Below are 20635 nucleotides of genomic sequence, written 5' to 3' on the forward strand. Positions count from 1 at the left end.
CCCGGCTTCCGCCGGGGAACTGGGGTTTAGAAGCTGGCCCAGTCGCCGGCGTCCGCGGTTGCCCTGGCGATCGGCACGGCGGCCGGGCGGGGCTTGGCGCCTGCGGCCGGCCTGGCCACCGACCGCGTCGCGCGGGGCGCGTCCTCGGTGCGGAACTGGGCGGCGCGGTCGGCGAGGTGGTCGACTTCGCCCGAGAGGCTGCGTGCCGCCGCCGAGGTCTCTTCGACCATCGCCGCATTCTGCTGGGTCGAGGTGTCCATCGCCGAGACGACCGAGGCGATCTCGCCGATCGTGCTCGACTGGGCGCGGTTGTCCTCGGCCATCTTCGCGACCAGCTCATGGACCTGCTCGACGCTGCTCGAAATGTCGGCCAGCGCACCATCGACTTCGCGGACCCGGTCCACCGCCGAGACGATGTCGGTCTGGGTGGCGGTCAGCTGGTCGCGGGCGCGGCCGGCCTCCTCCTCCGAGCGCATCGCCAGCGCCGAGACGAGATCGGCGACGACCGCGAAGCCACGGCCCGCCTCGCCGGCGCGGCCCGCCTCGACGGCGGCGTTCATCGCGAGGACGCGGGTCTGGAAGGCGATCTTGTCGAGGCCCTCGATCACGCTGTCGATGCCCTTCGAGCTGTCGGCGACGCGGGTCATCGCCTGCACCGCTTCCTCGGCGATCGCACGGCCGCCCGAGACGGTGCTGATCGCGCCATCGGCCTGGGCCACGGTACGGGTCGAGGCTTCGCTCGAGCTTTCGAGGCGACCGCGCATCTGGGTGAGCGAAGCGGAGGTCTCCTCGAGGCTCGCGGCATTGGCTTCGGTGCGGCGGGCGAGGTCCTCCGAGGCCGAGGCGATCTCGCTCGCGCCGGTGCGGATCGCCACCGCGGCGGTGGACAGCGCGCCGATCAGGTCGCGCAGGTTGCCGACGGCCTTGTTGTAGTTGGACTTGAGCGTGCCGTAGGACGGCGGGAACTCGGCCTTGATCTCGGCGGTCAGGTCGCCTTCCGATAGCTGGCCGAGCTGCTGCGAGACCGTGTCGACGACGAACTGCTGTTCCGCATCGGCCTTGGCCTTGGCGGCCTCGGCGCGCTCCTTGGCGACGGCGGCTTCGCGGAACACTTCGAGCGCGCCGGCCATCTCGCCGATCTCGTCGCCGCGGCTCAGGCCGGGGATCTCGCTGTCCTTGTCGCCATCGGCGAGACCGCGCATGCGCCGGGTGATCGCGACCAGCGGCAGCTTGATCGTGCGGCCGAGCATGAAGGCCATGGCGTTGACCAGCAGGATCACGACCAGCGCGATACCGCCCTGGCGCCACGCGGCGGCGCCGACGGCGGCTTGCACGTCGTCGACATAGACGCCGCTGCCGACCACCCAGCCCCAGGGCGCGAAGCCCTTCACGAACGAGATCTTGGGCTGGGGCTGCTCGCTGCCCGGCTTGGGCCAGCTATAGTCGAGAAAGCCCTCGCCCTTGGCGCGGACGATGTCGACCATCGAGGTGAATACTGGCACGCCGTTCGGATCCTTGGTGGCGGACACGTCCTGGCCGACCAGCGCCTTGTTCATCGGGTGCATCAGCATCCGTGGCTGCATGTCGTTGATCCAGAAGTATTCCTTGCCGGAATAGCGCATCGCCGAGACGGCCTGGAGCGCGGCGGCCTGTGCCTGGGCGCGGGTCATCCGGCCGGCCTGCTCCTCGGCCTGGTAATGGGCGATCGTGCTGTAGGCGACCTCTACGGTCTTGCGCGTCTGGTCGGCGATGCCGCCGCGCATGACGCTGCTCAGCTGCATCAGCGACAGCACCGTGACGAGCACCAGCCCCAGGAACGAGGCCACACCGATCAAATTGACCCTTGCACCAATCTTCAATCGCACCAGCCGGATCCCTTTTTTCCTGTTTCGGGATCATTATAGGCGGCGGGACAGATGCAGTTTTTGCAACTGTGGCGGTGGGCGCGACAGATGATGTAGCGATAAATCACGCAATTTCAGTATTTTATTGCCGAGGTGCGTGGCGCGATGCGGCATGAATTACGAATTTTACGTACGTATTCTTACGGAGGGATTTGTGGCAAACTATTGCCGGAAAAGGGGAAAATCGGCCCCTCGCGGCGACGATGTCGCTTTTTGCAATCGCAAAACGGCGGGGCGATCCCGCCCCGATCGGGCATGAAAAAGGGCCGCCGGATCGCGCCGGCGGCCCCTCAGTTTCAGGTGGCCCGGATCAGCCCGCGCCGTGGCCCGCCAGCGCCGCGAGCAGCAGCAGCGCGACGATGTTGGTGATCTTGATCATCGGGTTCACCGCCGGGCCGGCAGTGTCCTTGTAGGGATCGCCGACGGTGTCGCCGGTCACGGCCGCCTTGTGCGCGTCCGATCCCTTGCCGCCGTAATTGCCGTCCTCGATATATTTCTTGGCATTGTCCCAGGCGCCGCCGCCCGAGGTCATCGAGATGGCGACGAACAGGCCCGAGACGATCACGCCGAGCAGCATCGCGCCGACCGCGGCGAAGCCCTGCGACTGGCCGGCGACCGCGGTGATGATGAAGTAGATCGCGATCGGGCTGAGCACCGGCAGCAGCGAGGGGACGATCATCTCCTTGATCGCCGCCTTGGTGACGATGTCCACCGTGCGGGCATAGTTGGGACGGCTGGTGCCGGCCATGATGCCCTTGTCGTTGGCGAATTGCTGGCGGACGTCCTCGACCACCGAACCCGCCGCGCGGCCGACGGCGGTCATGCCGAAGGCGCCGAACAGATAGGGCAGCAGCGCGCCGAGCAGCAGGCCGACGATGACGTACGGGTTGTTCAGGCTGAAATCGACCGGGACGTCCGGGAAGAACTCCTTGAGGTCGGTCGTATAGGCGCCGAACAGCACGAGGGCGGCGAGCGCGGCGGAGCCGATCGCATAGCCCTTGGTCACGGCCTTGGTGGTGTTGCCCACCGCGTCGAGCGCGTCGGTCTTGTGGCGGACTTCGTCCTCCAGCCCGGCCATCTCGGCGATGCCGCCGGCATTGTCGGTCACCGGGCCATAGGCGTCGAGCGCGACGACCATGCCGGCCAGCGCAAGCAGCGAGGTCGCGGCGAAGGCGACGCCGATGATCCCGGCGATCTGGTAGGCGGCGATCACCGCGACGACGATGACGAGCGTCGGCAGCGCGGTCGATTCGAGGCTGATCGCCAGGCCCTGGATGACGTTGGTGCCGTGGCCGGTCACCGATGCCTTGGCGATCGACTTGACCGGGCGATAGTTGGTGCCGGTGTAATATTCGGTGATCCACACCAGCAGGCCGGTCACCGCCAGGCCGATCATCATGCAGATGAACAGGCTCATGCCGGTGAACTGCGCGCCCGAGGCGAGCCCCGCCGCCGCTTCCGGCGTGATCGCGTCGCTCGGCTCGAGGAAGGCGCTGGGATCGACCGGCAGCGCGCCGATCACCGCATGCATGTCGCCAAGCGTATACTGGGTGGCGAACCAGATGGCGGGCACCGAGAGGATCGCGGTGGTCCAGAAGCCCTTGTAGAGCGCGCCCATGATCGACTGGCTCTTGCCCAGGCGGACCATATAGGTGCCGATGATCGAGGTGATGATGCACACGCCGCCGACGATCAGCGGCAGCGCCATCAGCTTGAGCAGCAGCTCGGGCGCGAGGTTCTTCACCAGCAGCGCGATCGACACCATGGTGAGGCCGAGCGTCACGACATAGGTCTCGAACAGGTCGGCGGCCATGCCCGCGCAGTCGCCGACATTGTCGCCGACATTGTCGGCGATCACCGCCGGGTTGCGGGGATCGTCCTCGGGGATGCCCGCCTCGACCTTGCCGACCAGGTCGGCGCCGACGTCCGCGGCCTTGGTGAAGATGCCGCCGCCGAGACGCGCGAAGATCGAGATCAGCGAGGCGCCGAGCGCCAGCGCGGTCAGCGCCAGCGTCACCGCCCGCGAATTGGGCGTGAGGCCGGCGGGGCCGACCAGGTACCAGAACAGCACGGCGATCGCGAGCAGCCCCAGCCCCGCCACGAACATGCCGGTGATCGCGCCCGAGCGGAACGCGAGCGTCAGCCCGCCCTGCAGCGAGCCGCGCGCGGCCTCGGCGGTGCGCACATTGGCGCGGACCGAGATGTTCATGCCGATGAAGCCGGCCGCGCCCGAAAGCACCGCACCGGCCAGGAACGCCACCGTCGGCAGCGTGCCGAGCGTGAAGAACACGACCACGGCGACGATCACGCCGACTATGCCGATCGTAGTATATTGCCGGCCGAGATAGGCCTTGGCGCCTTCCTGGATGGCAGCGGCGATGCTCTGCATCTTCTCGTTGCCCGCCGGCGCGTTCAGCACCTGCTGGCTGGTCAACAAGCCATAGAGCACTGCGAGCACGCCGCAGGCTATGGCGATGTACACAATCGTCATGCGTTCAAGCCCTTCCCCTATTGGATATCGAGCCGCGCCGGTCTGTGTGCCGGATTTAAAAGGCCCGGTATGGGGGAGGCTATCGGGCGCGTGCCCTCAGCGCAAGCCGCTCAGCGATGCTGGTATCCCAGCGCGATTCCCGGGGCCTGCCCATCGAGCAGCAGCGGTGCCTTTCCGGCGGCGATCATCCCGCCGATCCGCGCGGCCGGCACCGGCGGCTCGAACCCGGCGGGCGCGGCGAACAGCAGCTCGTAATCATCGCCCCAGGTGACCGCGCGCAGCGGGTCGGCCCCGGCGGCCACCGGCACCTTCGCGAGCGTGATATCGGCTGTGCAGCCGCTCGCCTCGGCCATGCGCGAGGCATCGAGCAGAAGCCCGTCGGACACGTCCATCATCGCCGTCACGTGCGGCGCCAGCGCCTGCCCGTCGGTCAGCCGGGGCCGCGGGCGCAGATAGGCGCTGCCCTGCCCGGTCTCGAAACCGAGCATCGCCGCGCCGACCGGCCCGGTGATCCACAGCCCGTCGCCCGGCCGCGCGCCGTCGCGCCGCGGCACCGGGGTGAAGGTCGCCCGGCCGATCGCGGTGCAGCCGAAGGTGGCCGGCGAAACCGAGATGGTATCCCCGCCGAGCAGCGGCACGTCATATTCGGCGAGGATCGCCCGCAGCCCCTCGACGAAGCGCTCGGCGCCATCGACCAGCACCGCACCGACCAGCAGGCCCACCGGCTCGGCACCCTTGGCGGCGAGATCGGAGAGGTTGGTGGCGACCAGCTTCCAGGCCACGTCGAACGGATCGGTGCCGGGGCGGTAGTGCACGCCCTCGGCGATCGCGTCATGGGTGAGGACGAGCGTCTCGCCCCCGATCGCCAGGATGGCGGTGTCGTCGCGGAGTTCCTGCGCGCCGGGGTGGAGCGGCAGCGTGCGCAGGGCGGCGATGAACTCGGCTTCGTTCACAATCCAATCCTCCCCCGGAGGGGGAGGGGAACCAGTGAAGCTGGTGGAGGTGTAATCTCCACGAGCGATGAAGCGTGAGGCGCGCTACCCCTCCACCACCGCTTAGCGGCGGTCCCCCTCCCCCTCCGGGGGAGGAATGGGATCAACCCCGCACTTCCTTGGCCACGGCATCGAGGATGCCGTTGACGAAGCCCTTCTCGCGGCGGTCGTAGAATGCGTCGGTCACGTCGAGATATTCGCTGATCGCGGCGCCGACGGGCACATCCTTGCGCGCCATCAGCTCATAGGTGCCGGCGCGCAGGATCTGGCGCATCGGCTTGTCGAGCCGGTCGAGCGTCCAGTCGGCGGTCAGCTTGCCGGCGATGATCCGGTCGATCTCGTCGCGGCGCTCGCTCACGCCGGTGACGATGTCGTCGAAAAAGGCGATGTCCGCCTCGGCATATTCCACGTCCTCGATCGTCGCGCCCAGGCGATGATTGTGGAACTCGTGGAGCAGCGCGGGAATCGAGACCGCTTCCATTTCGTGCTGGTACAGCGCCTGCACGGCAGCGAGGCGCGCGGCGGCGCGCGCCTTGGAACGGGACTTTGCTTGATGGCTTGGCATGCTGCGCCCCATAGGTCGCTTCGGGCGAGTTGGCAAAGCGTCTTGCGATAGGCCCAACTTCGTCATGCTGAACTTGTTTCAGCATCCAAGGAGCCGCGAGGGATATCGTTTGGGGAGAGTTGGACCCTGAAACAAGTTCAGGGTGACGATGAACTCAACCCCGCGGCCACACTTTCAGCGGCGTCCGTGCGGCATAGGCGACGCTCTCGGCGTTGCCCGGCTGGACCTCGATCACATGCTCCGGCCCGAACGGAACCTCCGTCCCCAGCCAGAACTCGTCATTCTCGTCGATGTCGGGTTCGTTATCGAGCAGTCCGAAATAGCCGCCATCGGCGGTTTCGCGGACGACCACCCACATCCGGTCGGTGATCGGCTCCTCGTCTTCCTCCACGGCGATCAGGAAGATCAGCTTGGCGAAGTCGCCGGGCTTAAGGCCGGTGCGGGTCGCTTCGTCGGGCAGGTCGAAGACTTCGGCGTCGAGCGCGTGATAGTCCACCGCGCTTGCCAGGCACCAGCCATCCTCGTCGAGATCGGGCGCGCGCATCACGTGTTCCGCAAGCGAATGGCGACCGACTCGGCATGCGCCGGCAGGCCTTCCGCGTTCGCCAGGGCCACCGCCGCCGGCCCGATCGCCGCCAGGCCGGCCTGGTCGAGCGAGAGGAAGCTGGTGCGCTTCATGAAGTCGAGCACCGACAGGCCCGAGGCGAAACGCGCGCGGCGGCCGGTGGGCAGGACATGGTTCGGACCGGCGACATAATCGCCCACCGCTTCCGGCGTGTGGCGGCCGATGAACACCGAGCCGGCATGGCGCACCATGTCGAACAGCCCTTCCGCCGCATCGCAGGCGAGCTCCAGATGCTCGGGCGCCAGCCGATCGACCAGCGGCATCGCGGAGATGAGATCGGGCACGACGATGATCGCGCCATTGGCGTCCCAGCTCGCCCGGGCGGTCCGCTCGGTCGCCAGCCTGACCAGCGCGCGCTCGACGGCTTCGGCGACCTGGTCGGCGAAATCGGCATTGTCGGTGAACAGGATCGACTGGCTGGTCGGGTCATGCTCGGCCTGGCTGAGCAGGTCGGCGGCGATCCAGTCCGGGTCATTGCGGCTGTCCGCGACCACCACGATCTCGCTCGGCCCGGCGACCATGTCGATGCCGACCACGCCGTAGAGCTGACGCTTGGCCTCGGCCACCCAGGCATTGCCCGGGCCGGTGATGACATCGACCGGTTCGATCGTCTCGGTGCCATAGGCGAGCGCGGCGATCGCCTGCGCCCCGCCGACACGCCAGATCTCGTCGACCCCGGCGAGGTGCGCGGCGGCCAGCACCAGCGGGTTCACTTCGCCGTTCGGCGTCGGCGTGACCATCACCAGCCGGCCGACGCCCGCCGCCTTGGCCGGCAGTGCGTTCATCAGCACCGAGCTGGGATAGGCGGCGCGGCCACCAGGCACATAGACGCCGGCGGCATCGACGGCTTTCCAGCGTGCGCCGAGGCGGATGCCGGTCGAATCGATCTCGTCGCGATCCTCGGGCTTCTGCTTGGCGTGATAGGTGGCGATCCGCTCGGCGGCGAGCTCGAGCGCGTCGCGCAGCTCGGGGGTGAGGCCCTCCCAGGCAGCGAGGCAATCGGCGCGGTCGAGCGTCCAGCCCTGGGCATCGAGGTCGAACCTGTCGAAGCGCTGGGTGAGTTCCCTGACCGCGGCGTCGCCTTCGTTGCGGACGCGGGCGATCATCGCGGTCACGTCGCGCGCGACATCCTCGTCGGCTTCGCGGCGGGCGTTGACCAGATCGGTGAAGGCGGCCGAGAAGCCGGCGTCGGAGGCGTTGAGGCGGATCATGCCGCCACCGCCTTGCGGAACTTGTCGACCAGCGGGACGACATCGGTCGCCCGTGTCTTGAACGCGGCGCGATTGACCACCAGCCGGCTGCTCACCTCGGCGATCACTTCGACCTCGACCAGGCCGTTCTCCTTGAGCGTGCGGCCCGAGGAGACGAGGTCCACGATGCGCGGGGCGAGATCGAGCACCGGCGCCAGCTCCATCGCGCCGTTGAGCTTGATGCACTCGGCCTGCACCCCGCGCGCCTCGAAATGGGCGCGGGTGATGTGCGGATACTTCGTCGCGACGCGGACATGGCTCCAGCCGCGCGGATCGTCCTTCACCGCCAGGTCGGCCGGCTCGGCGACCGAGATGCGGCAATGGCCGATGCCGAGATCGACCGGCGCGTAGAGCTCCGAATAGTCGAACTCGGCAAGCACGTCCGACCCGACAATGCCGAGCTGCGCGGCGCCATGCGCGACAAAGGTCGCCACGTCGAACGCGCGCACGCGGATCAGGTCGATCGCCGGCGTGTTGGTCTTGAAGCGCAGCGCGCGCGAGCTTTCGTTCGAGAAGTCGGGCTCGGGGATGATACCGACGCGGGCGAGCAGCGGCAGCGCCTCGTCGAGGATGCGCCCCTTGGGGACGGCAAGGATCAGCGGTTCGGTCATCGAAGCCGGGGCTTTACTCGGGGCACCCCCCAGGCGCAACAGAGCGGCCGCGGAGGTATTTCTTGTGGCCGATGAAGCGACGAACCGCGGGGCGTTCCGGATCCAGGAATATTATTGCCGGAAGATGGCGGCGCCCATCTACGCCGAACTCTGCACGGCGCTGGCCGACGGGCTCGACCGGAGCAGCGGGACGGGGCGGGCGGTGCTCGACTGGACGGGGGAGCCGACGCGCGATGCGCTGCCGCTCCGGCTGATCGGCGGGCTGCATGCGCTGGTGTTGGCGGGGGCGGATGCCGAGCTGGCGGAGATATTCGCCGGGCGGGTTTCGGGCGCGGCGCTGCAGGATGCGCTGAACCGGGTGCTGGCGCGCAACGATGCTGACTTGCTGCCCTGGCTCGACGGGCCGCCGCAGACCAACGAGGCGGGGCGCTCCGGTGCGCTGATCGTCGGGCTGGTCGAGGTGGCGCGGCGCCTGGGTCCGAAGCTGGAAGTGCTGGAGATCGGATCGAGCGGTGGGCTCAACCTGCTGATCGATCGCTTCCGCTTCGATCTGGGCGGGGCGATGCTGGGGCCGGCGGACTCGCCGATCACGATCGCGCCGGAATGGCTGGGGCCGACGCCAGCGCTGCCGCCGCTGGAGATCGTCTCGACGCGGGGCAGCGACATCGCGCCGCTCGACGTGACCGATCCCGCGGTCGAAGCGCGGCTCGCCGCCTATGTCTGGGCCGAGAAGCCCGAGCGGCTGGAGCGGTTGCAGGCGGCGATCGGGATGATCCGGGCGCGGGGTGTGTCTTTGGATCGCGCGGATGCCGCCGACTGGATGGAGGCGCGGCTGGCCGAGCCGCAGGCCGAGGGCGTCACGCGGGTGCTGATGCATTCGGTGGTGTGGCAATACATCCCCGATGACCGGACGGCGCGGATCCGCGCGGCGATGGAAGCCGCGGGGGCGCGCGCCACGGCGTCGCGCCCGCTTGCCTGGGTGGCGATGGAGCCCGACCGGGCGCTGGGCGAGCAGGTGGTCAGCATCCGGACCTGGCCCGGCCCCGCGGCGCGCGAAGTGGTCGCCACCGCGCATGCCCATGCCGCCTGGGTCCGCCCCGGCGACGCGCGCGCGACCGAGGGGATCGCGCTGGATGCGGCGGCGCAGGTGGTGTTGTAGGGGTAGCAACTGGGTGTGTCGCTACGACAGCCACTCCATGATCGCCTCGTTGACCAGCTCGGGCTTTTCCCAGGGCACGAAATGGCCGGCGCTGGCGATGCGGACGACGGTGAGGTCGGGCACCAGCGCCTCGAGCCCGTCGAGCTGGACAGGGAGGAGCGCGGTGTCCTGCATCGCCCAGATCACCAGGGTGGGCTGGGTGACGGGCGGGAAGGGCGCGTCGAGCCATGCCGGCCGCTCGGGCGTCTCGGCCGGCGCGGGCACCAGGATCGCGCTGGCCCGGTACCAGTTGAGCATCGCGGTCATCGCGCCGGGCTGGCTCCATTCGGCGAGATAGGCGGGCTTCTCCGGCTCCAGTTTCGCCGCGTCGGTATATTTGGCGAAGCTCTCGTCGAAGAAGGTCTCGAGCCCGATCCGCTCGACGAACTGCTCGAAATCGGGGTTGCGGAAGGCAGTGATGTACTGGCTCGCCGCGCGCTGGGCGGGATCGTCGAAGATGCTGCGCTGGAAGACCAGCGGGTGCGGCGCGTTGACGATGACCAGGCGGGCGATGCGCTGCGGGTTCTGCAGCGCGGCCATCCAGGCGATGGCGCCGCCCCAGTCGTGCCCGACCAGCGTGAACGGACCGATGCCGAGATGGTCGGCGAGCGCGAGCAGGTCGCCCACCGGCTTGTCGGGCGTGTAGCTCGCCACGCCCGCGGGGCGCGAGGAATAGCCGAAGCCGCGCTGGTCGGGCGCGATGACATAATGGTCGCGGGCGAGCGCGGCGATCTGGTGGCGCCAGGTGCGGTGCGATTCGGGGAAGCCGTGGAGCAGCACGATCGGCGGGTTGGCGGGATCGCCGGCGAGGGCGACGTTCAGCTCCACCCCGGTGGGCAGCGCGATGCGCTGGGTCTCGAACTCCGCCATGTCGCCTCTCCTTTTCAGGCGAGCCTAGCGATCAGGCGCCGCGCGGCAAGCGCTTCCCCTTGGTCCGGCTGGTCAGGTGGTACTGCCAGCACCGGTCGCAGCGATAGGGGCGCAGTTCCCAGCCGCTCTTCGCGATCGCCGCCAGCGCGTCTTCCCTTGAGGGATAACGCGCCTTGCGGCGGCAGACGCTCAGGCGGGTGCTAGGGATAGCTCACCGTCTTGGGCACTTCGGGGATCGGGATGAATTCCTTGTCGTCGCCTGGCACCTTGGGGAAGTTGCCGGCCTTCCAGTCTTCCTTGGCCTGGTTGATCCGGTCGCGGTTCGACGAGACGAAGTTCCACCAGACATGGCGCGGCGTCGCGAAGTCCTCGCCGCCGCACAGCGCCACGCGCCCGCCGCTGCCGGAGCGCAGGATCGCGGTGATGCCGGGGCGCAGGATGTAGAGGGTCGAGACTTCCATCTCGATCCCGTCGATGCTGGCATCGCCATAGGCGAGATACACGGCGCGCTCGGTCGCGGAGGGATCGATCGGCACCGCGCCGCCGGCCTCCAGCTCGATGTCCGCATAGATGGTCTGGGCATAGGTGGTTGTCGGTGCCCTGGCGCCCCACAGCTCGCCCATGATGACGCGGCAGCGCGCGCCCATGTCCTCGACGATCGGCAGCTCGGCGGCCGAGACATGCTCGAACGCCGGGTTCATCTCTTCCCGGTCCTCGGGCAGGGCCAGCCAGGTCTGGATGCCCGAAAGCTCGGGGCCTTTCTCGCGCTCGGCGCTGGGCGAGCGCTCGGAATGGACGATGCCGTGGCCGGCGGTCATCAGGTTCACCGCGCCCGGCTCGATCGTCGCGAAGGTGCCGAGCGAATCGCGATGATCGATCGCGCCGGCATAGAGATAGGTCACCGTCGCCAGGTTGATGTGCGGATGCGGCCGCACGTCGATGCCGGTGCCGACGGTCAGCCGGGCCGGGCCCATCTGGTCGAAAAAGATGAACGGCCCCACCATCGTCCGCGGCTTGGAGGGCAGGGTGCGGTGCACCTTGAACCCGCCAAGGTCATGGGTGGTGGGCGTGATGATCTGGGTGAAAAGCTCGTCGGTCATAAGGGCCCTCTCGTCACCAGATAGCTAGCCTGCGCCATGTTCGGCGGACAGCCACAGTTTGGAAACCCACCCTTTCGGGTCGCGCTCATTCGCCCGGCGCGCGCACCTTCATCGCCAGTGCGTGGATGCGCGCCTGGAGCAGATCGGCGAGCGCGGTGTTGACCATGCGCTGGCGCTGGACGCGCGACTGGCCCTGGAAGGCGGGGCTTTCCACCACCACGGTCCAGTGCGATTCGCCGGTGCCGTCGTCGCCGAGATGACCACTATGGTGATGGCTGTCGTTGATCACCTCGAGATGCGTCGGGGCGAGCGCGGCGGTGAGACGGGCAGCGATGATGTCGGCGAGTCCGCCGCTGGCAGGGTTTGTCATCGCGCCTATATAGGCGGTTTGCTCAAGGGAGGTCACGTGGCTGACAGCCACCCGAAGAAAGACAGGCCGAATGCGCGGTTCCACGGCCGGGTGGAGGCGCAGGGAAGACTATGTTCCGAGCCGGGCTGCAACGAGCCGGGCGAGTTCCGCGCGCCCGCGGGCGAGAGCCGGGCGACCTTTGACGGCCCCGGCGAATATCGCTGGCTGTGCCTCGATCACGTCCGCGCGTTCAACTCGGGCTACAATTTCTTCCAGGGCATGAGCCCGGACGAGATCCACGACGCCCAGCGGCCCTATGCCGGCTGGGAGCGCGAGACGCGTGCCTTCAACGGCACCGGCGGCGCCGACCGCCCGCCGCGCTGGGCCGATTTCGCCGACCCGCTCGACGCGATCAGCGCGCGGTTCAAGGACCGGATGAAGGACCGTGCCGAGCGCAAGGACGGCAAGCCGCTGTCGGGCAAGGACCGGGAATCGCTCAAGGTCCTCGACCTCGAGATCGACGCCGACCGCACGATGCTGCGCAAGCGCTATTCGGAGCTGGTCCGCAAGTTCCATCCCGATCGCAATGGCGGCGACCGCAGCCATGAGGGGCGACTCCAGCGCGTGATCGAGGCGTACCAGCACCTGAAGACCGCGCCGGCGTTCGCCTAGGTTGCCTGACCTGCTCCCCGGCTTTCGCCGGGGAACGGGAGACGTGGAGCCAAGTGCCTATGCGCGCGTGTTCACCGCCAGCTGGTCGGCAAAGGCGCGCTGGTAGGCCGGGCGGGCCTCGCCGCGGGCGACATAGGCCGCGAGCGTCGGATAGTCGTCGAGCATGCCCGAGGGACGCAGGCGGAGCAGTACCGAGACCATCATCAGGTCGCCCGCGCTGAAATCGCCGTCGAGCCATTCGGCTTTGCCCAGCCGCGCGGCCAGCTGGTCGAGGCGCGGGCGGATGCGCGCCTGCACCAGCGGCAACCGTTCGGCGGCCCAGGGCTTGTCGCCTTCGAAGATCCTCGCGGTGGTCAGGTCGAGGATCGGCGGCTCCATCGTATTCACCGCCGCGAACATCCAGCTGATCGCCCGTGCCCGCGCATCGGCATCCGCCGGGAGCAGTCCCGCAAATCGCTCCGCCAGGTGGAAGACGATCGCCCCGGTCTCGAACAGCGCGAGATCGCCTTCCTCATAGGTCGGGATCTGGCCGAACGGGTGGAGCGCCAGATGCGCCGGCTGCTTCAGCTCCGGGAAGGTGACCAGCCGCACATCATAGGGCTGGCCGACTTCCTCAAGCGCCCAGCGCACCCTTGTGTCGCGGGCCAGCCCCTTGCCGCCATCGGGGGAGCGATCGAAGGCGGTGATGGTGATCGTCATCCGCTCTTGCCCGGCGAGACCAGGCCACAGGTAACACCCTCGGGATCGACGATGTTGATCACCCATTCGCCGCCGGGAACTTCCATCGGCCCCTGCACGACGGTGCCGCCGCCGGCCTCGACCTTCGCCTGCGCCTCGGTGATGTCGGGCACGCGGAAATAGAAGCCCCAGCCGGTCGGCGCGCCCGGCGGTGCCTTCATCACCGCGCCGACGGCCTCGCCCTTGCTGTCGCCATTGGCGATGAAGCTGTACTCGCCCATCTCGCCCATCGGCATGCCGCCGACCTTCTCGATGTTGAACAGCTTCGCGTAGAAGGCGAGCGCGGCCGCATCGTCCGGCGCCAGCAACTCGTTCCAGCTGACATGGCCGAAGCCCATCCGCTGATAGGCGGTGCTGGTCGCGTCCACCGCACCGCGCATCACGTAGAAGGGCACGCCCTGCGGATCGGTGACCATCGCCAGCCGGCCGACGCCGGGAATGTCGAAAGCGGGAAGATGGACCTGCCCGCCTTCGGCGACTACCGCGGCGACCGAGGCATCGACGTCATCGACGCCGAGATAGCCGAGCCAGACGGGCTTCGCGCCGCCGGCGACCATGTCTGCATTCAGCTGCATGACGCCGCCCGCCTGGCCGTCCTCCGCGTTGATCATGCGATAGTCCATGCCGCCCGGCGCCGGCTGGGCATCGATGTTCCAGCCGCAGACCGAGTCGTAAAAGGCCTTGGCCTTGCCGGCATCCCTGGTCAGCAGCTCGTACCAGATGAAGCTCCCATGCGCGTTCACTTGGCTTCTCCCGTGTCCACGATCGTCTCGAACCCGCCCCAGAACATGCGCTTGCCGTCGAAGGGCATCTCGGCCGGCGGCTTCATCCGCTCGTCGGCCATCACCTTTTCCCAGCCGGAATCGCGCGTCGCCTTGTCGGGCCAGACGATCCAGGAGAAGACTGGCGTCTCGCCGTCCTCGGCCTTCACCGCCATGTAGAAATCGGTGGTCTTGCCGCGCGGCACGTCATGGCCCCAGCTCTCCACCACCTGCAGCGCGCCATGCTCGAGGAACACCGGCGCCGCCTTGGCGGCCATCGCGCGATAGGCCTCGCGATCGCGCGCGGGGGCTACGAAACCGTCGATATAGGTCATCATCTCTCTCCTCTTATCCGGGTGTCAGGCCGCGACGGGCGCGGGCTGGAAATCGGCCAGCTGCGCGGCCATCGCGCGCTGAAAGGCGGGCCGCGCCATGCCGCGCTCGACATAGGCGGCGAGCGTCGGCCGCTCGGTGATCAGCGGGCTGTTGTCGGCATTGCGCAGCACCGTCACCATCGCGATGTCGGCGACGCTGAACCCGTCGCCCAGCCATTCGCGGTCGCCCAGCGCATCGGCGAGCCGGTCGAACCTTTTGCCGATGTCCTCCATCAGGCTCGGCCGGCGCAGCTTCGCCCATTCCTCGTCCTTCGAGAACAGGGTGACGTTGCCCAACTCGAACAGGCCGGGCTCGACGCTGTTGAGCGAAGCGAACAGCCAGGCGAGCGTCGTCGCCCGCTGCTGCGGGTCGCGCGACAGCAGCCTTGTGTCCTTCTCGGCGAGGTGGAGCAGGATCGCGCCGCTTTCGAACAGCTGGATGCCGCCGTCGTGCAGCACCGGCACCTGGCCCCAGGGCTGCTCCTCGAAATAGGTGGCCGGCTTGGGCGGGATCGGGCTGATCAGCCGCGTGGAATAGGGGAGGCCGATCTCCTCGCAGGCCCAGCGCGGCCTGAGGTCGCGGACATAGCCGCGGGCGAAGTCGGGCACCCAGTTGAAGCCGGTGATCTCGATAGCCATGGCATCTCTCCTCAGCCTTTCGCCGCGGCTTCGACCGCCGCGATGTCGATCTTCTTCATCGTCATCATCGCCTCGAAGCCGCGGCGCGCGGCATCGGGGTCATCGCCGAAGTTTATCTCGATCAGCCGGCGCGGGGTGATCTGCCAGTTGAAGCCCCATTTGTCCTTGCACCAGCCGCACATCGACTCCTGGCCGCCATTGCCGACGATCGCATTCCACAGCCGATCGGTCTCTTCCTGGTCCTCGGTGAGGATCTGGAAGGACACGCTCTCGTTCGGCTTGAAATTGGGCCCGCCGTTGAGCCCGGCATAGCTGCGCCCGGCCAGGGTGAATTCGACGACCAGCGCCGCGCCTTCCTCGGTGCTCGGATTGTCGCCGGGCGCTCGATAGACCTTGCCGACATGGCTGTCGGGTAGCAGCGACGTATAGAAATTGGCGGCCTCCTCGGCCACATGGTCGAACCACAATACGGTGGTGATCTTGTCTGCCATCGGTCCTCTCCTTTGGACTCTGATATTCTCAGGCGATCGGGATCAGCGCGCGGACGCGGGGATCGCGAAGCCACAGCCCGCCCCAGGCGATCACGCCCAGATAGACGCCGAACAGGGTGTGGCTGAACAACGGGCTGCCCACCCGCCAGTGCAGCGCGACCGCACCGCCCAGATAGCCGGTGAGCAGGATCGCGCCGAGCACCGCCGTGCGCGGCACCGCATAGAGCAGGGCGCATACCGCCAGGATCACGCCCAGCTGCTGGTAGAGCCCCGGCTCGGCGGGAATGCCGATCGGCGGGCTGTAGGCGATCATCTGCGCCGGGGCGATCAGCTTGCCGCCGGCGTCCATCGCCAGGAACAGCAGGACCAGCCCGCTCAGGCACCAGCCGAGGATGCGGTTGCGCTGCACGGGATCAGGCCGGCTCATGCGCGGGGCCTTCGGGGAAGGCAGCCATCGCCGCTTCCATGTCCATGAACATCGGCTCGAAGATATGGCCGTCCGGATCCTCGAAGCTGCGGCCGTACATGAAGCCCATGTCCTGCTTCTCGCGGATATCGGCCCTGCCGCCGGCACTTGCCGCTGCCTCGACGATCGCGTCCACCGCATCGCGGCTGTCACGCGAGATGCAGATCAGCGCCTCGGTCACCGCATGCGCATCGGCGATCGGCTTGGGGGTGAAGGTCTGGAAGAAGTCGCGGTTGAGGATCATGAACACGATCGTGTCGCTCAGCTGCATGGCCGATGCCTGCTCGTTGCTGAAGCGCGCATCCTTGGTGCAGCCGATCGCCTCGTAGAAGGCGGTCGACTTGGCCACGTCGCTGACGGGCAGGTTGACGAAGATCATCTGGGGCATTGCTTCTCTCCTGGTGGTTCTTGTCAGTAGGTGAGCGAGGGATACCAGTCGGGCGCGCGGCCCTCCGGCGTGCAGTCGAGTATCGTCCAGAGCGGCATCAGGTCGGGCGCGCCGCGCGGGTCCTGGCCGGGATCCATGCTTTCGGCGCCCATCTCGCCGGCCCAGAAGAACCGGATCGTGCCGTCGCGGCGGGTGAAGACCAGCAGCTGCGGGATGTCGCTGCCGTCCGGGGCGATCGCGTTATAGTCGCGGCTGAACGCCTGGTCGGTGTCGGCATAGAGCGGCAGATGCTGCCAGCCGCGTTCGGCCTTGAACGCGGTGAGCTTGTCGATCGGCGAGCGTGCGGTCACCGCGAAGGCGACGCGCTGCTCGATGTCGGGCGTCTCGCCATCCCAGGCCGAGAGCAGGGAAGTGCACATCGGGCAGGGGCGTTCGCGCTGGGGTCCGAACATCCAGGTGTAGATCACCAGGGTGTCGTGCGTGCCGAAAAGGTCGGCCAGGTGGACCGGGCCGTGCTCGCCCTCAAACCGATAGTCGCTGGTCACTTCGGGGCCGGCGGGCAGGGCGCGGCGCTGCTCGGCGACGGCCTCGATATGGCGGCGCAGTTCGATCTCCTCGGCGAGCAGTGCGGTGCGCGCCTGGCGATATTGCGGGCTCTCATTCGGCCAGCGCGCGGTTTCGCGGGCGGCCAGTTCTGCGGCGGGAACGAGTGTCATCGGAATAAACCTCCGCTTTGGGGGCTTCGCGAATCGCTTTCTTGATCCTGATGCGCCCATCAGTTATTAAAAGCAACCATGGAGTCACAAAAAGTAACTAGCAACGACTTCGCCAAGGCGCGCCGCTGGTATCAGGACGCGTGCGGGACGGCGCTCGCAATGGATCTGATCGGAGAACGCTGGTCGCTGCTGATCGTTCGCGAATTGCTGCTGGGGCCGCGTCGTTTCGGCGAGATCCGCGGCGCGCTGGAGGGGCTGAGCGCCAATATCCTCACCCAGCGGCTCGAGGGGCTCGAGAAGGGCGGGATCATCCGCCGCAGGCAGCTGCCCTCGCCGGTCAACGCCCAGGTTTATGAGCTGACCAAATGGGGTGCCCAGCTCGAGGAACCGATCTTCGCATTGAGCCGCTGGGCGGCGGGTTCGCCCGCGCATGACGTCACGCTGCCGCTCAGTAACGGCGCCTTCATGCTGTCGCTCAAGACGATGATCGCGCGCGAGCCGGCGCGGGGCCTCTCGATCGACCTGGGCTTCCGGGTCGGCGGCGAGCCGTTCCGCGCGGCGATCGTCGAGGGCGGGCTGGTGATCGAGCGGCGCGATCCGGCCGGGGCGGAGGTGATCTTCGAAGGCGTGCCTACGCTGCTGGCCGCGACCTTCTACGGCCCGTTGCCGCTCACGGAGTCGATCCGCGAGGGGCGGGTGGCGGTCACCGGCGACCTCGCCGCGGGCCAGCGCTTCGTCGACCTGTTCGGGCTGCCGCGGTTCGAGAACGATTAGGGACGGTCCCCTTCCTGGAAGGGAGAGGCTGCCCTTGCAATGTAGGATGTCGCCAGTTCCATCCTGGTGGATGCAAGCCGGCTTCTCTTCCTCCCTCGATCGCGTGCGCTACGGGCGCACGCATGGGATGGGGAAACAGGCCCCTCCTACCATATGGTTCGTAAACTCCACGCGCTGAACGCGGCGCGAATCGGCTTGGTGCCTGCGTTAGACTCGCCCGCAGAAGCCCGGCTTGCGGTCGCCCATGTCCCAGCAGCCGTCGAGGATCATCGTCTTGAGCGCGCCGCACGAGCGCTGGGGGCCGCACTGGCCGTCCGGATTGACCACCGCGCATTGCCGCGCGAGCAGCGCCGCCTTCTGCCAGCCGATCTTCGACGCGCAGGTCGCGCCATTGTCGCGCCAGTTGTACTTGGGGGCCGGCGGGCGGTGATGGACCGGGCGGGGGCGCGGCCGGGGCGGCGGGTTCCAGCCGCCGGGCTCGGGCACCCAGCGATCGGGTTTGCGCAGATAGCGGCGATAGGCGGTGGCCACGCATTCCGCCGTCTCGCAGGCGTCGCGCTCGCTTGCCAGCGCCTGAAGCTGCTGGCGCTGGACCCAGAGTTGCTGGCGGGTCGCGCCCTGGCGATCCTCGGCCCATTGGTTGGCGAGCGTGCGGTGCAGCCAGTTCAGGCCCTTGTTATCGCAGACCAGCCACTGGCCGCGGCGCAGCGCGCCCTCGCAATAGGGCACGGCGGCGAGCCAGTCGGGGCCGCGATCGATCGGGCGGGTCACCGGGGGCGGGGGGCGATGGGGCGGCTGGGCTGGCTGCTGGCCCCAGTCGCAGGCCGCAAGCGGCGCAAGCAGCGCCAGGAACAACAGCTTCCAGTTCATCGACTTCCCCAGGTGATGACAAGAATCGGTGTACGCGCGACCGTTGCTATGACGTCATGATCCCATGAAAGCCGATTCGAGGGAAGGGCCGGCGCTCGGTCGTTTGGATCGCGGCTTTTGCGCGATCCCCGTTGCAGTGCGGCACGGGAGCTTCTAGTCGCTCAGGCGACGGAAGGACGAAGACATGGCGGACATCCCCAACACTCAGCCCGACAGCCGGAGCACCACGATCCTCGACTCGCCCGACAAGATGGTGAGCGCACGCGACCTGTTCGGGATCGATACCGACCTCGAAATCCCCGCGTTCAGCGAAGCGGACGAGCGCGTGCCCGATCTCGATCCGGCCTATGTCTTCGATCCGGATACCACCCTCGCGATCCTGGCGGGCTTCGCGCACAATCGCCGCGTGATGGTCCAGGGCTATCACGGCACCGGCAAGTCGACGCATATCGAGCAGGTCGCCGCGCGTCTCAACTGGCCGTGCATCCGCATTAACCTCGATGCGCACATCTCGCGTATCGACCTGATCGGCCGCGACGCGATCGTGCTCAAGGACGGCCAGCAGATCACCGAGTTCCGCGAAGGCCTGCTCCCCTGGGCGCTGCAGACGCCGACGGCTCTGGTGTTCGACGAATATGACGCGGGCCGCCCGGACGTGATGTTCGTGATCCAGCGCGTGCTCGAGACCGAGGGCAAGCTCACGCTGCTCGACCAGAATCGCGTGATCCGCCCGAACCCCTATTTCCGCCTGTTCGCCACCGCGAACACGGTCGGCCTGGGCGACACCAGCGGCCTCTATCATGGCACCCAGCAGATCAACCAGGGCCAGATGGACCGCTGGAACATCGTGGTGACGCTCAACTACCTCCCCGCCGCGGTCGAGGCACAGATCGTCCTCGCCAAGTCGGGCGATTTCGACAAGCCGGGCGGCAAGGAGCTGGTCGAGAACATGGTCCGCGTGGCCGACCTGACCCGCAAGGGTTTCGTCAACGGCGACATCTCGACCGTGATGAGCCCGCGCACGGTGATCACCTGGGCGCAGAATACCGAGATCTTCAAGGATGTCGGCTTCGCGTTCCGTCTGTCGTTCCTCAACAAGTGCGACGAGGCGGAACGCGCGCAGGTGGCGGAATACTACCAGCGCGTGTTCGGCAAGGACCTGCCCGAAAGCGTGGTCGGCAAGGCTTGAGCGACACGCCGGACGACGATCCGCTCCACCCCCGCCGCTGGACGGCGCGCGGGGGTGAGGGCGGGCCGATTACCGGCGACGAATATGCCTATCTCAAGGACCTGATCCACGCGCGGATGGGCGTGGGCAAGGTTGAGCCCTCGCCGCCGCAGCCGCCCGTGCGGCGCGGCTTCTGGCGGCGGTTGTGGCGCCGCTAGGCGGTTTTCCCGGTCTCGCGGTCGCGCGGGTTGAACTCGGCGATCAGCGTCATCGCCAGCCACACCGCCAGCGTCGGCTGGAGCTTGGGCGGCAATTGTGCGCCCGGGGTCACCAGGAGCCCTAGGATATAGGGCAGCGCCGCGATGAAGGCGAAAGCGAGGATCGAATAGGCGATCCGGTGCCGGCTCGACGAGACATAGAGGATGGTGATCACCATCGCCGCGGTGGTGAACAGGACCAGCACATAGTCCTTGGTGGTCAGGTTCTCGGTGCTCGCCATCACGAAGCCGAGCACTGCGCCGAAGAAGATGCCGAGTCCGGTGAGGTTGGCATTATACTCCCCGTGGCTCATCCGCCCCAGGCCGATACGGTCAAGAAACTTCATCCAATCCCCCTTCGGACTT

General features: G+C 67.9%; 25 protein-coding genes. 5 read left to right on the forward strand and 20 right to left on the reverse strand.

Annotated features, from left to right (window positions below; genetic code table 11):
• Positions 1–26: 26 nt before the first annotated feature.
• The 7 genes from AAHM44_RS19825 to hisG all read right to left on the reverse strand — a co-directional run bounded on the left by AAHM44_RS19825 (position 27) and on the right by hisG (position 8438).
• Complete coding sequence (locus AAHM44_RS19825) at positions 27–1865, reverse strand: methyl-accepting chemotaxis protein (RefSeq protein WP_446746009.1); 1839 nt, start codon at positions 1863–1865, stop codon at positions 27–29.
• Between the two features lie 349 nt (positions 1866–2214).
• On the reverse strand, positions 2215–4395 hold the full coding sequence (locus AAHM44_RS19830) for a sodium-translocating pyrophosphatase (protein ID WP_269573963.1): 2181 nt from the start codon (positions 4393–4395) through the stop codon (positions 2215–2217).
• 110 nt (positions 4396–4505) lie between these two features.
• Positions 4506–5351: a thiamine-phosphate kinase gene (thiL, locus tag AAHM44_RS19835; RefSeq protein WP_342251077.1), complete on the reverse strand. Its 846-nt coding sequence runs from the start codon at positions 5349–5351 to the stop codon at positions 4506–4508.
• Positions 5352–5490: 139 nt separating this feature from the next.
• Positions 5491–5952 carry a transcription antitermination factor NusB gene (gene nusB / locus AAHM44_RS19840; protein WP_269573964.1) on the reverse strand — a complete coding sequence of 154 codons (462 nt, stop codon included), beginning with the start codon at positions 5950–5952 and terminating at the stop codon, positions 5491–5493.
• Positions 5953–6106: 154 nt separating this feature from the next.
• Complete coding sequence (locus AAHM44_RS19845) at positions 6107–6496, reverse strand: hypothetical protein (RefSeq protein ID WP_342251063.1); 390 nt, start codon at positions 6494–6496, stop codon at positions 6107–6109.
• The gene (gene hisD, locus AAHM44_RS19850; protein WP_342251064.1) at positions 6496–7788 is read right to left on the reverse strand and encodes a histidinol dehydrogenase; all 1293 of its coding nucleotides are present in this window, start codon (positions 7786–7788) and stop codon (positions 6496–6498) included. Before hisD ends, AAHM44_RS19845 begins: the two co-directional genes overlap by 1 nt.
• Positions 7785–8438, reverse strand: coding sequence for an ATP phosphoribosyltransferase (gene hisG / locus AAHM44_RS19855; protein WP_184161073.1), 654 nt, complete (start codon positions 8436–8438; stop codon positions 7785–7787). Before hisG ends, hisD begins: the two co-directional genes overlap by 4 nt.
• A gap of 64 nt (positions 8439–8502) precedes the next feature.
• On the opposite strand from hisG, the gene AAHM44_RS19860 reads away from it, so the two are divergent.
• Complete coding sequence (locus tag AAHM44_RS19860; protein WP_342251065.1) at positions 8503–9597, forward strand: DUF2332 domain-containing protein; 1095 nt, start codon at positions 8503–8505, stop codon at positions 9595–9597.
• A 21-nt stretch (positions 9598–9618) separates the two neighbouring features.
• Here the strand turns inward: AAHM44_RS19860 and AAHM44_RS19865 are convergent, their stop codons facing one another.
• The 3 genes from AAHM44_RS19865 to AAHM44_RS19875 all read right to left on the reverse strand — a co-directional run bounded on the left by AAHM44_RS19865 (position 9619) and on the right by AAHM44_RS19875 (position 11976).
• Entirely contained in the window at positions 9619–10506 is an 888-nt protein-coding gene (locus AAHM44_RS19865; RefSeq protein ID WP_342251066.1) for an alpha/beta fold hydrolase, read from the reverse strand.
• Positions 10507–10706: 200 nt separating this feature from the next.
• Positions 10707–11606, reverse strand: a complete 900-nt coding sequence (locus tag AAHM44_RS19870) for a pirin family protein (protein WP_269573969.1) — start codon at positions 11604–11606, stop codon at positions 10707–10709.
• 85 nt (positions 11607–11691) lie between these two features.
• Positions 11692–11976 (reverse strand): BolA family protein, encoded by a 285-nt coding sequence (locus AAHM44_RS19875; RefSeq protein WP_269573970.1) that lies wholly within the window; start codon positions 11974–11976, stop codon positions 11692–11694.
• 36 nt (positions 11977–12012) lie between these two features.
• Here AAHM44_RS19875 and AAHM44_RS19880 point away from each other — a divergent pair, with 36 nt between their 5' ends.
• Positions 12013–12627, forward strand: coding sequence for a J domain-containing protein (locus AAHM44_RS19880; RefSeq protein ID WP_269573971.1), 615 nt, complete (start codon positions 12013–12015; stop codon positions 12625–12627).
• A gap of 57 nt (positions 12628–12684) precedes the next feature.
• Here the strand turns inward: AAHM44_RS19880 and AAHM44_RS19885 are convergent, their stop codons facing one another.
• From AAHM44_RS19885 to AAHM44_RS19920, 8 genes are read right to left on the reverse strand one after another with little or no spacing between them, the layout of a single operon-like run.
• Complete coding sequence (locus AAHM44_RS19885; protein ID WP_269573972.1) at positions 12685–13326, reverse strand: glutathione S-transferase family protein; 642 nt, start codon at positions 13324–13326, stop codon at positions 12685–12687.
• Positions 13323–14108 carry a VOC family protein gene (locus AAHM44_RS19890; RefSeq protein ID WP_342251067.1) on the reverse strand — a complete coding sequence of 262 codons (786 nt, stop codon included), beginning with the start codon at positions 14106–14108 and terminating at the stop codon, positions 13323–13325. Before AAHM44_RS19890 ends, AAHM44_RS19885 begins: the two co-directional genes overlap by 4 nt.
• On the reverse strand, positions 14105–14461 hold the full coding sequence (locus tag AAHM44_RS19895) for a DUF1428 domain-containing protein (protein ID WP_269573974.1): 357 nt from the start codon (positions 14459–14461) through the stop codon (positions 14105–14107). The genes AAHM44_RS19890 and AAHM44_RS19895 overlap by 4 nt, the downstream gene beginning before the upstream one ends.
• Before the next feature lie 24 nt (positions 14462–14485).
• Positions 14486–15139, reverse strand: a complete 654-nt coding sequence (locus tag AAHM44_RS19900; RefSeq protein WP_269573975.1) for a glutathione S-transferase family protein — start codon at positions 15137–15139, stop codon at positions 14486–14488.
• A gap of 11 nt (positions 15140–15150) precedes the next feature.
• Complete coding sequence (locus AAHM44_RS19905; RefSeq protein ID WP_269573976.1) at positions 15151–15630, reverse strand: VOC family protein; 480 nt, start codon at positions 15628–15630, stop codon at positions 15151–15153.
• A 28-nt stretch (positions 15631–15658) separates the two neighbouring features.
• Entirely contained in the window at positions 15659–16057 is a 399-nt protein-coding gene (locus AAHM44_RS19910; protein ID WP_269573977.1) for a DoxX family protein, read from the reverse strand.
• Positions 16044–16484: a VOC family protein gene (locus tag AAHM44_RS19915; RefSeq protein ID WP_342251068.1), complete on the reverse strand. Its 441-nt coding sequence runs from the start codon at positions 16482–16484 to the stop codon at positions 16044–16046. Before AAHM44_RS19915 ends, AAHM44_RS19910 begins: the two co-directional genes overlap by 14 nt.
• A gap of 23 nt (positions 16485–16507) precedes the next feature.
• A complete protein-coding gene (locus tag AAHM44_RS19920) occupies positions 16508–17200 on the reverse strand; it encodes a DUF899 family protein (RefSeq protein WP_269573979.1) in 693 nt (230 codons plus the stop codon).
• 78 nt (positions 17201–17278) lie between these two features.
• Between AAHM44_RS19920 and AAHM44_RS19925 the strand changes: the two genes are divergently transcribed.
• Positions 17279–17974, forward strand: coding sequence for a winged helix-turn-helix transcriptional regulator (locus AAHM44_RS19925; RefSeq protein ID WP_342251069.1), 696 nt, complete (start codon positions 17279–17281; stop codon positions 17972–17974).
• A gap of 207 nt (positions 17975–18181) precedes the next feature.
• Here the strand turns inward: AAHM44_RS19925 and AAHM44_RS19930 are convergent, their stop codons facing one another.
• Positions 18182–18844 carry a hypothetical protein gene (locus AAHM44_RS19930; RefSeq protein WP_342251070.1) on the reverse strand — a complete coding sequence of 221 codons (663 nt, stop codon included), beginning with the start codon at positions 18842–18844 and terminating at the stop codon, positions 18182–18184.
• A 184-nt stretch (positions 18845–19028) separates the two neighbouring features.
• Here AAHM44_RS19930 and cobS point away from each other — a divergent pair, with 184 nt between their 5' ends.
• Positions 19029–20033, forward strand: a complete 1005-nt coding sequence (cobS, locus tag AAHM44_RS19935; protein WP_184161029.1) for a cobaltochelatase subunit CobS — start codon at positions 19029–19031, stop codon at positions 20031–20033.
• The gene (locus AAHM44_RS19940) at positions 20030–20230 is read left to right on the forward strand and encodes a hypothetical protein (RefSeq protein ID WP_269573982.1); all 201 of its coding nucleotides are present in this window, start codon (positions 20030–20032) and stop codon (positions 20228–20230) included. Before cobS ends, AAHM44_RS19940 begins: the two co-directional genes overlap by 4 nt.
• Here the strand turns inward: AAHM44_RS19940 and AAHM44_RS19945 are convergent.
• Positions 20227–20616, reverse strand: coding sequence for a hypothetical protein (locus AAHM44_RS19945; protein WP_269573983.1), 390 nt, complete (start codon positions 20614–20616; stop codon positions 20227–20229). The genes AAHM44_RS19940 and AAHM44_RS19945 overlap by 4 nt on opposite strands.
• Between the last annotated feature and the right edge of the window lie 19 nt (positions 20617–20635).

This window comes from Sphingomonas sp. OTU376, from assembly GCF_038440415.1.
In the GTDB taxonomy this organism is placed as follows: domain Bacteria; phylum Pseudomonadota; class Alphaproteobacteria; order Sphingomonadales; family Sphingomonadaceae; genus Sphingomonas; species Sphingomonas kyeonggiensis_A.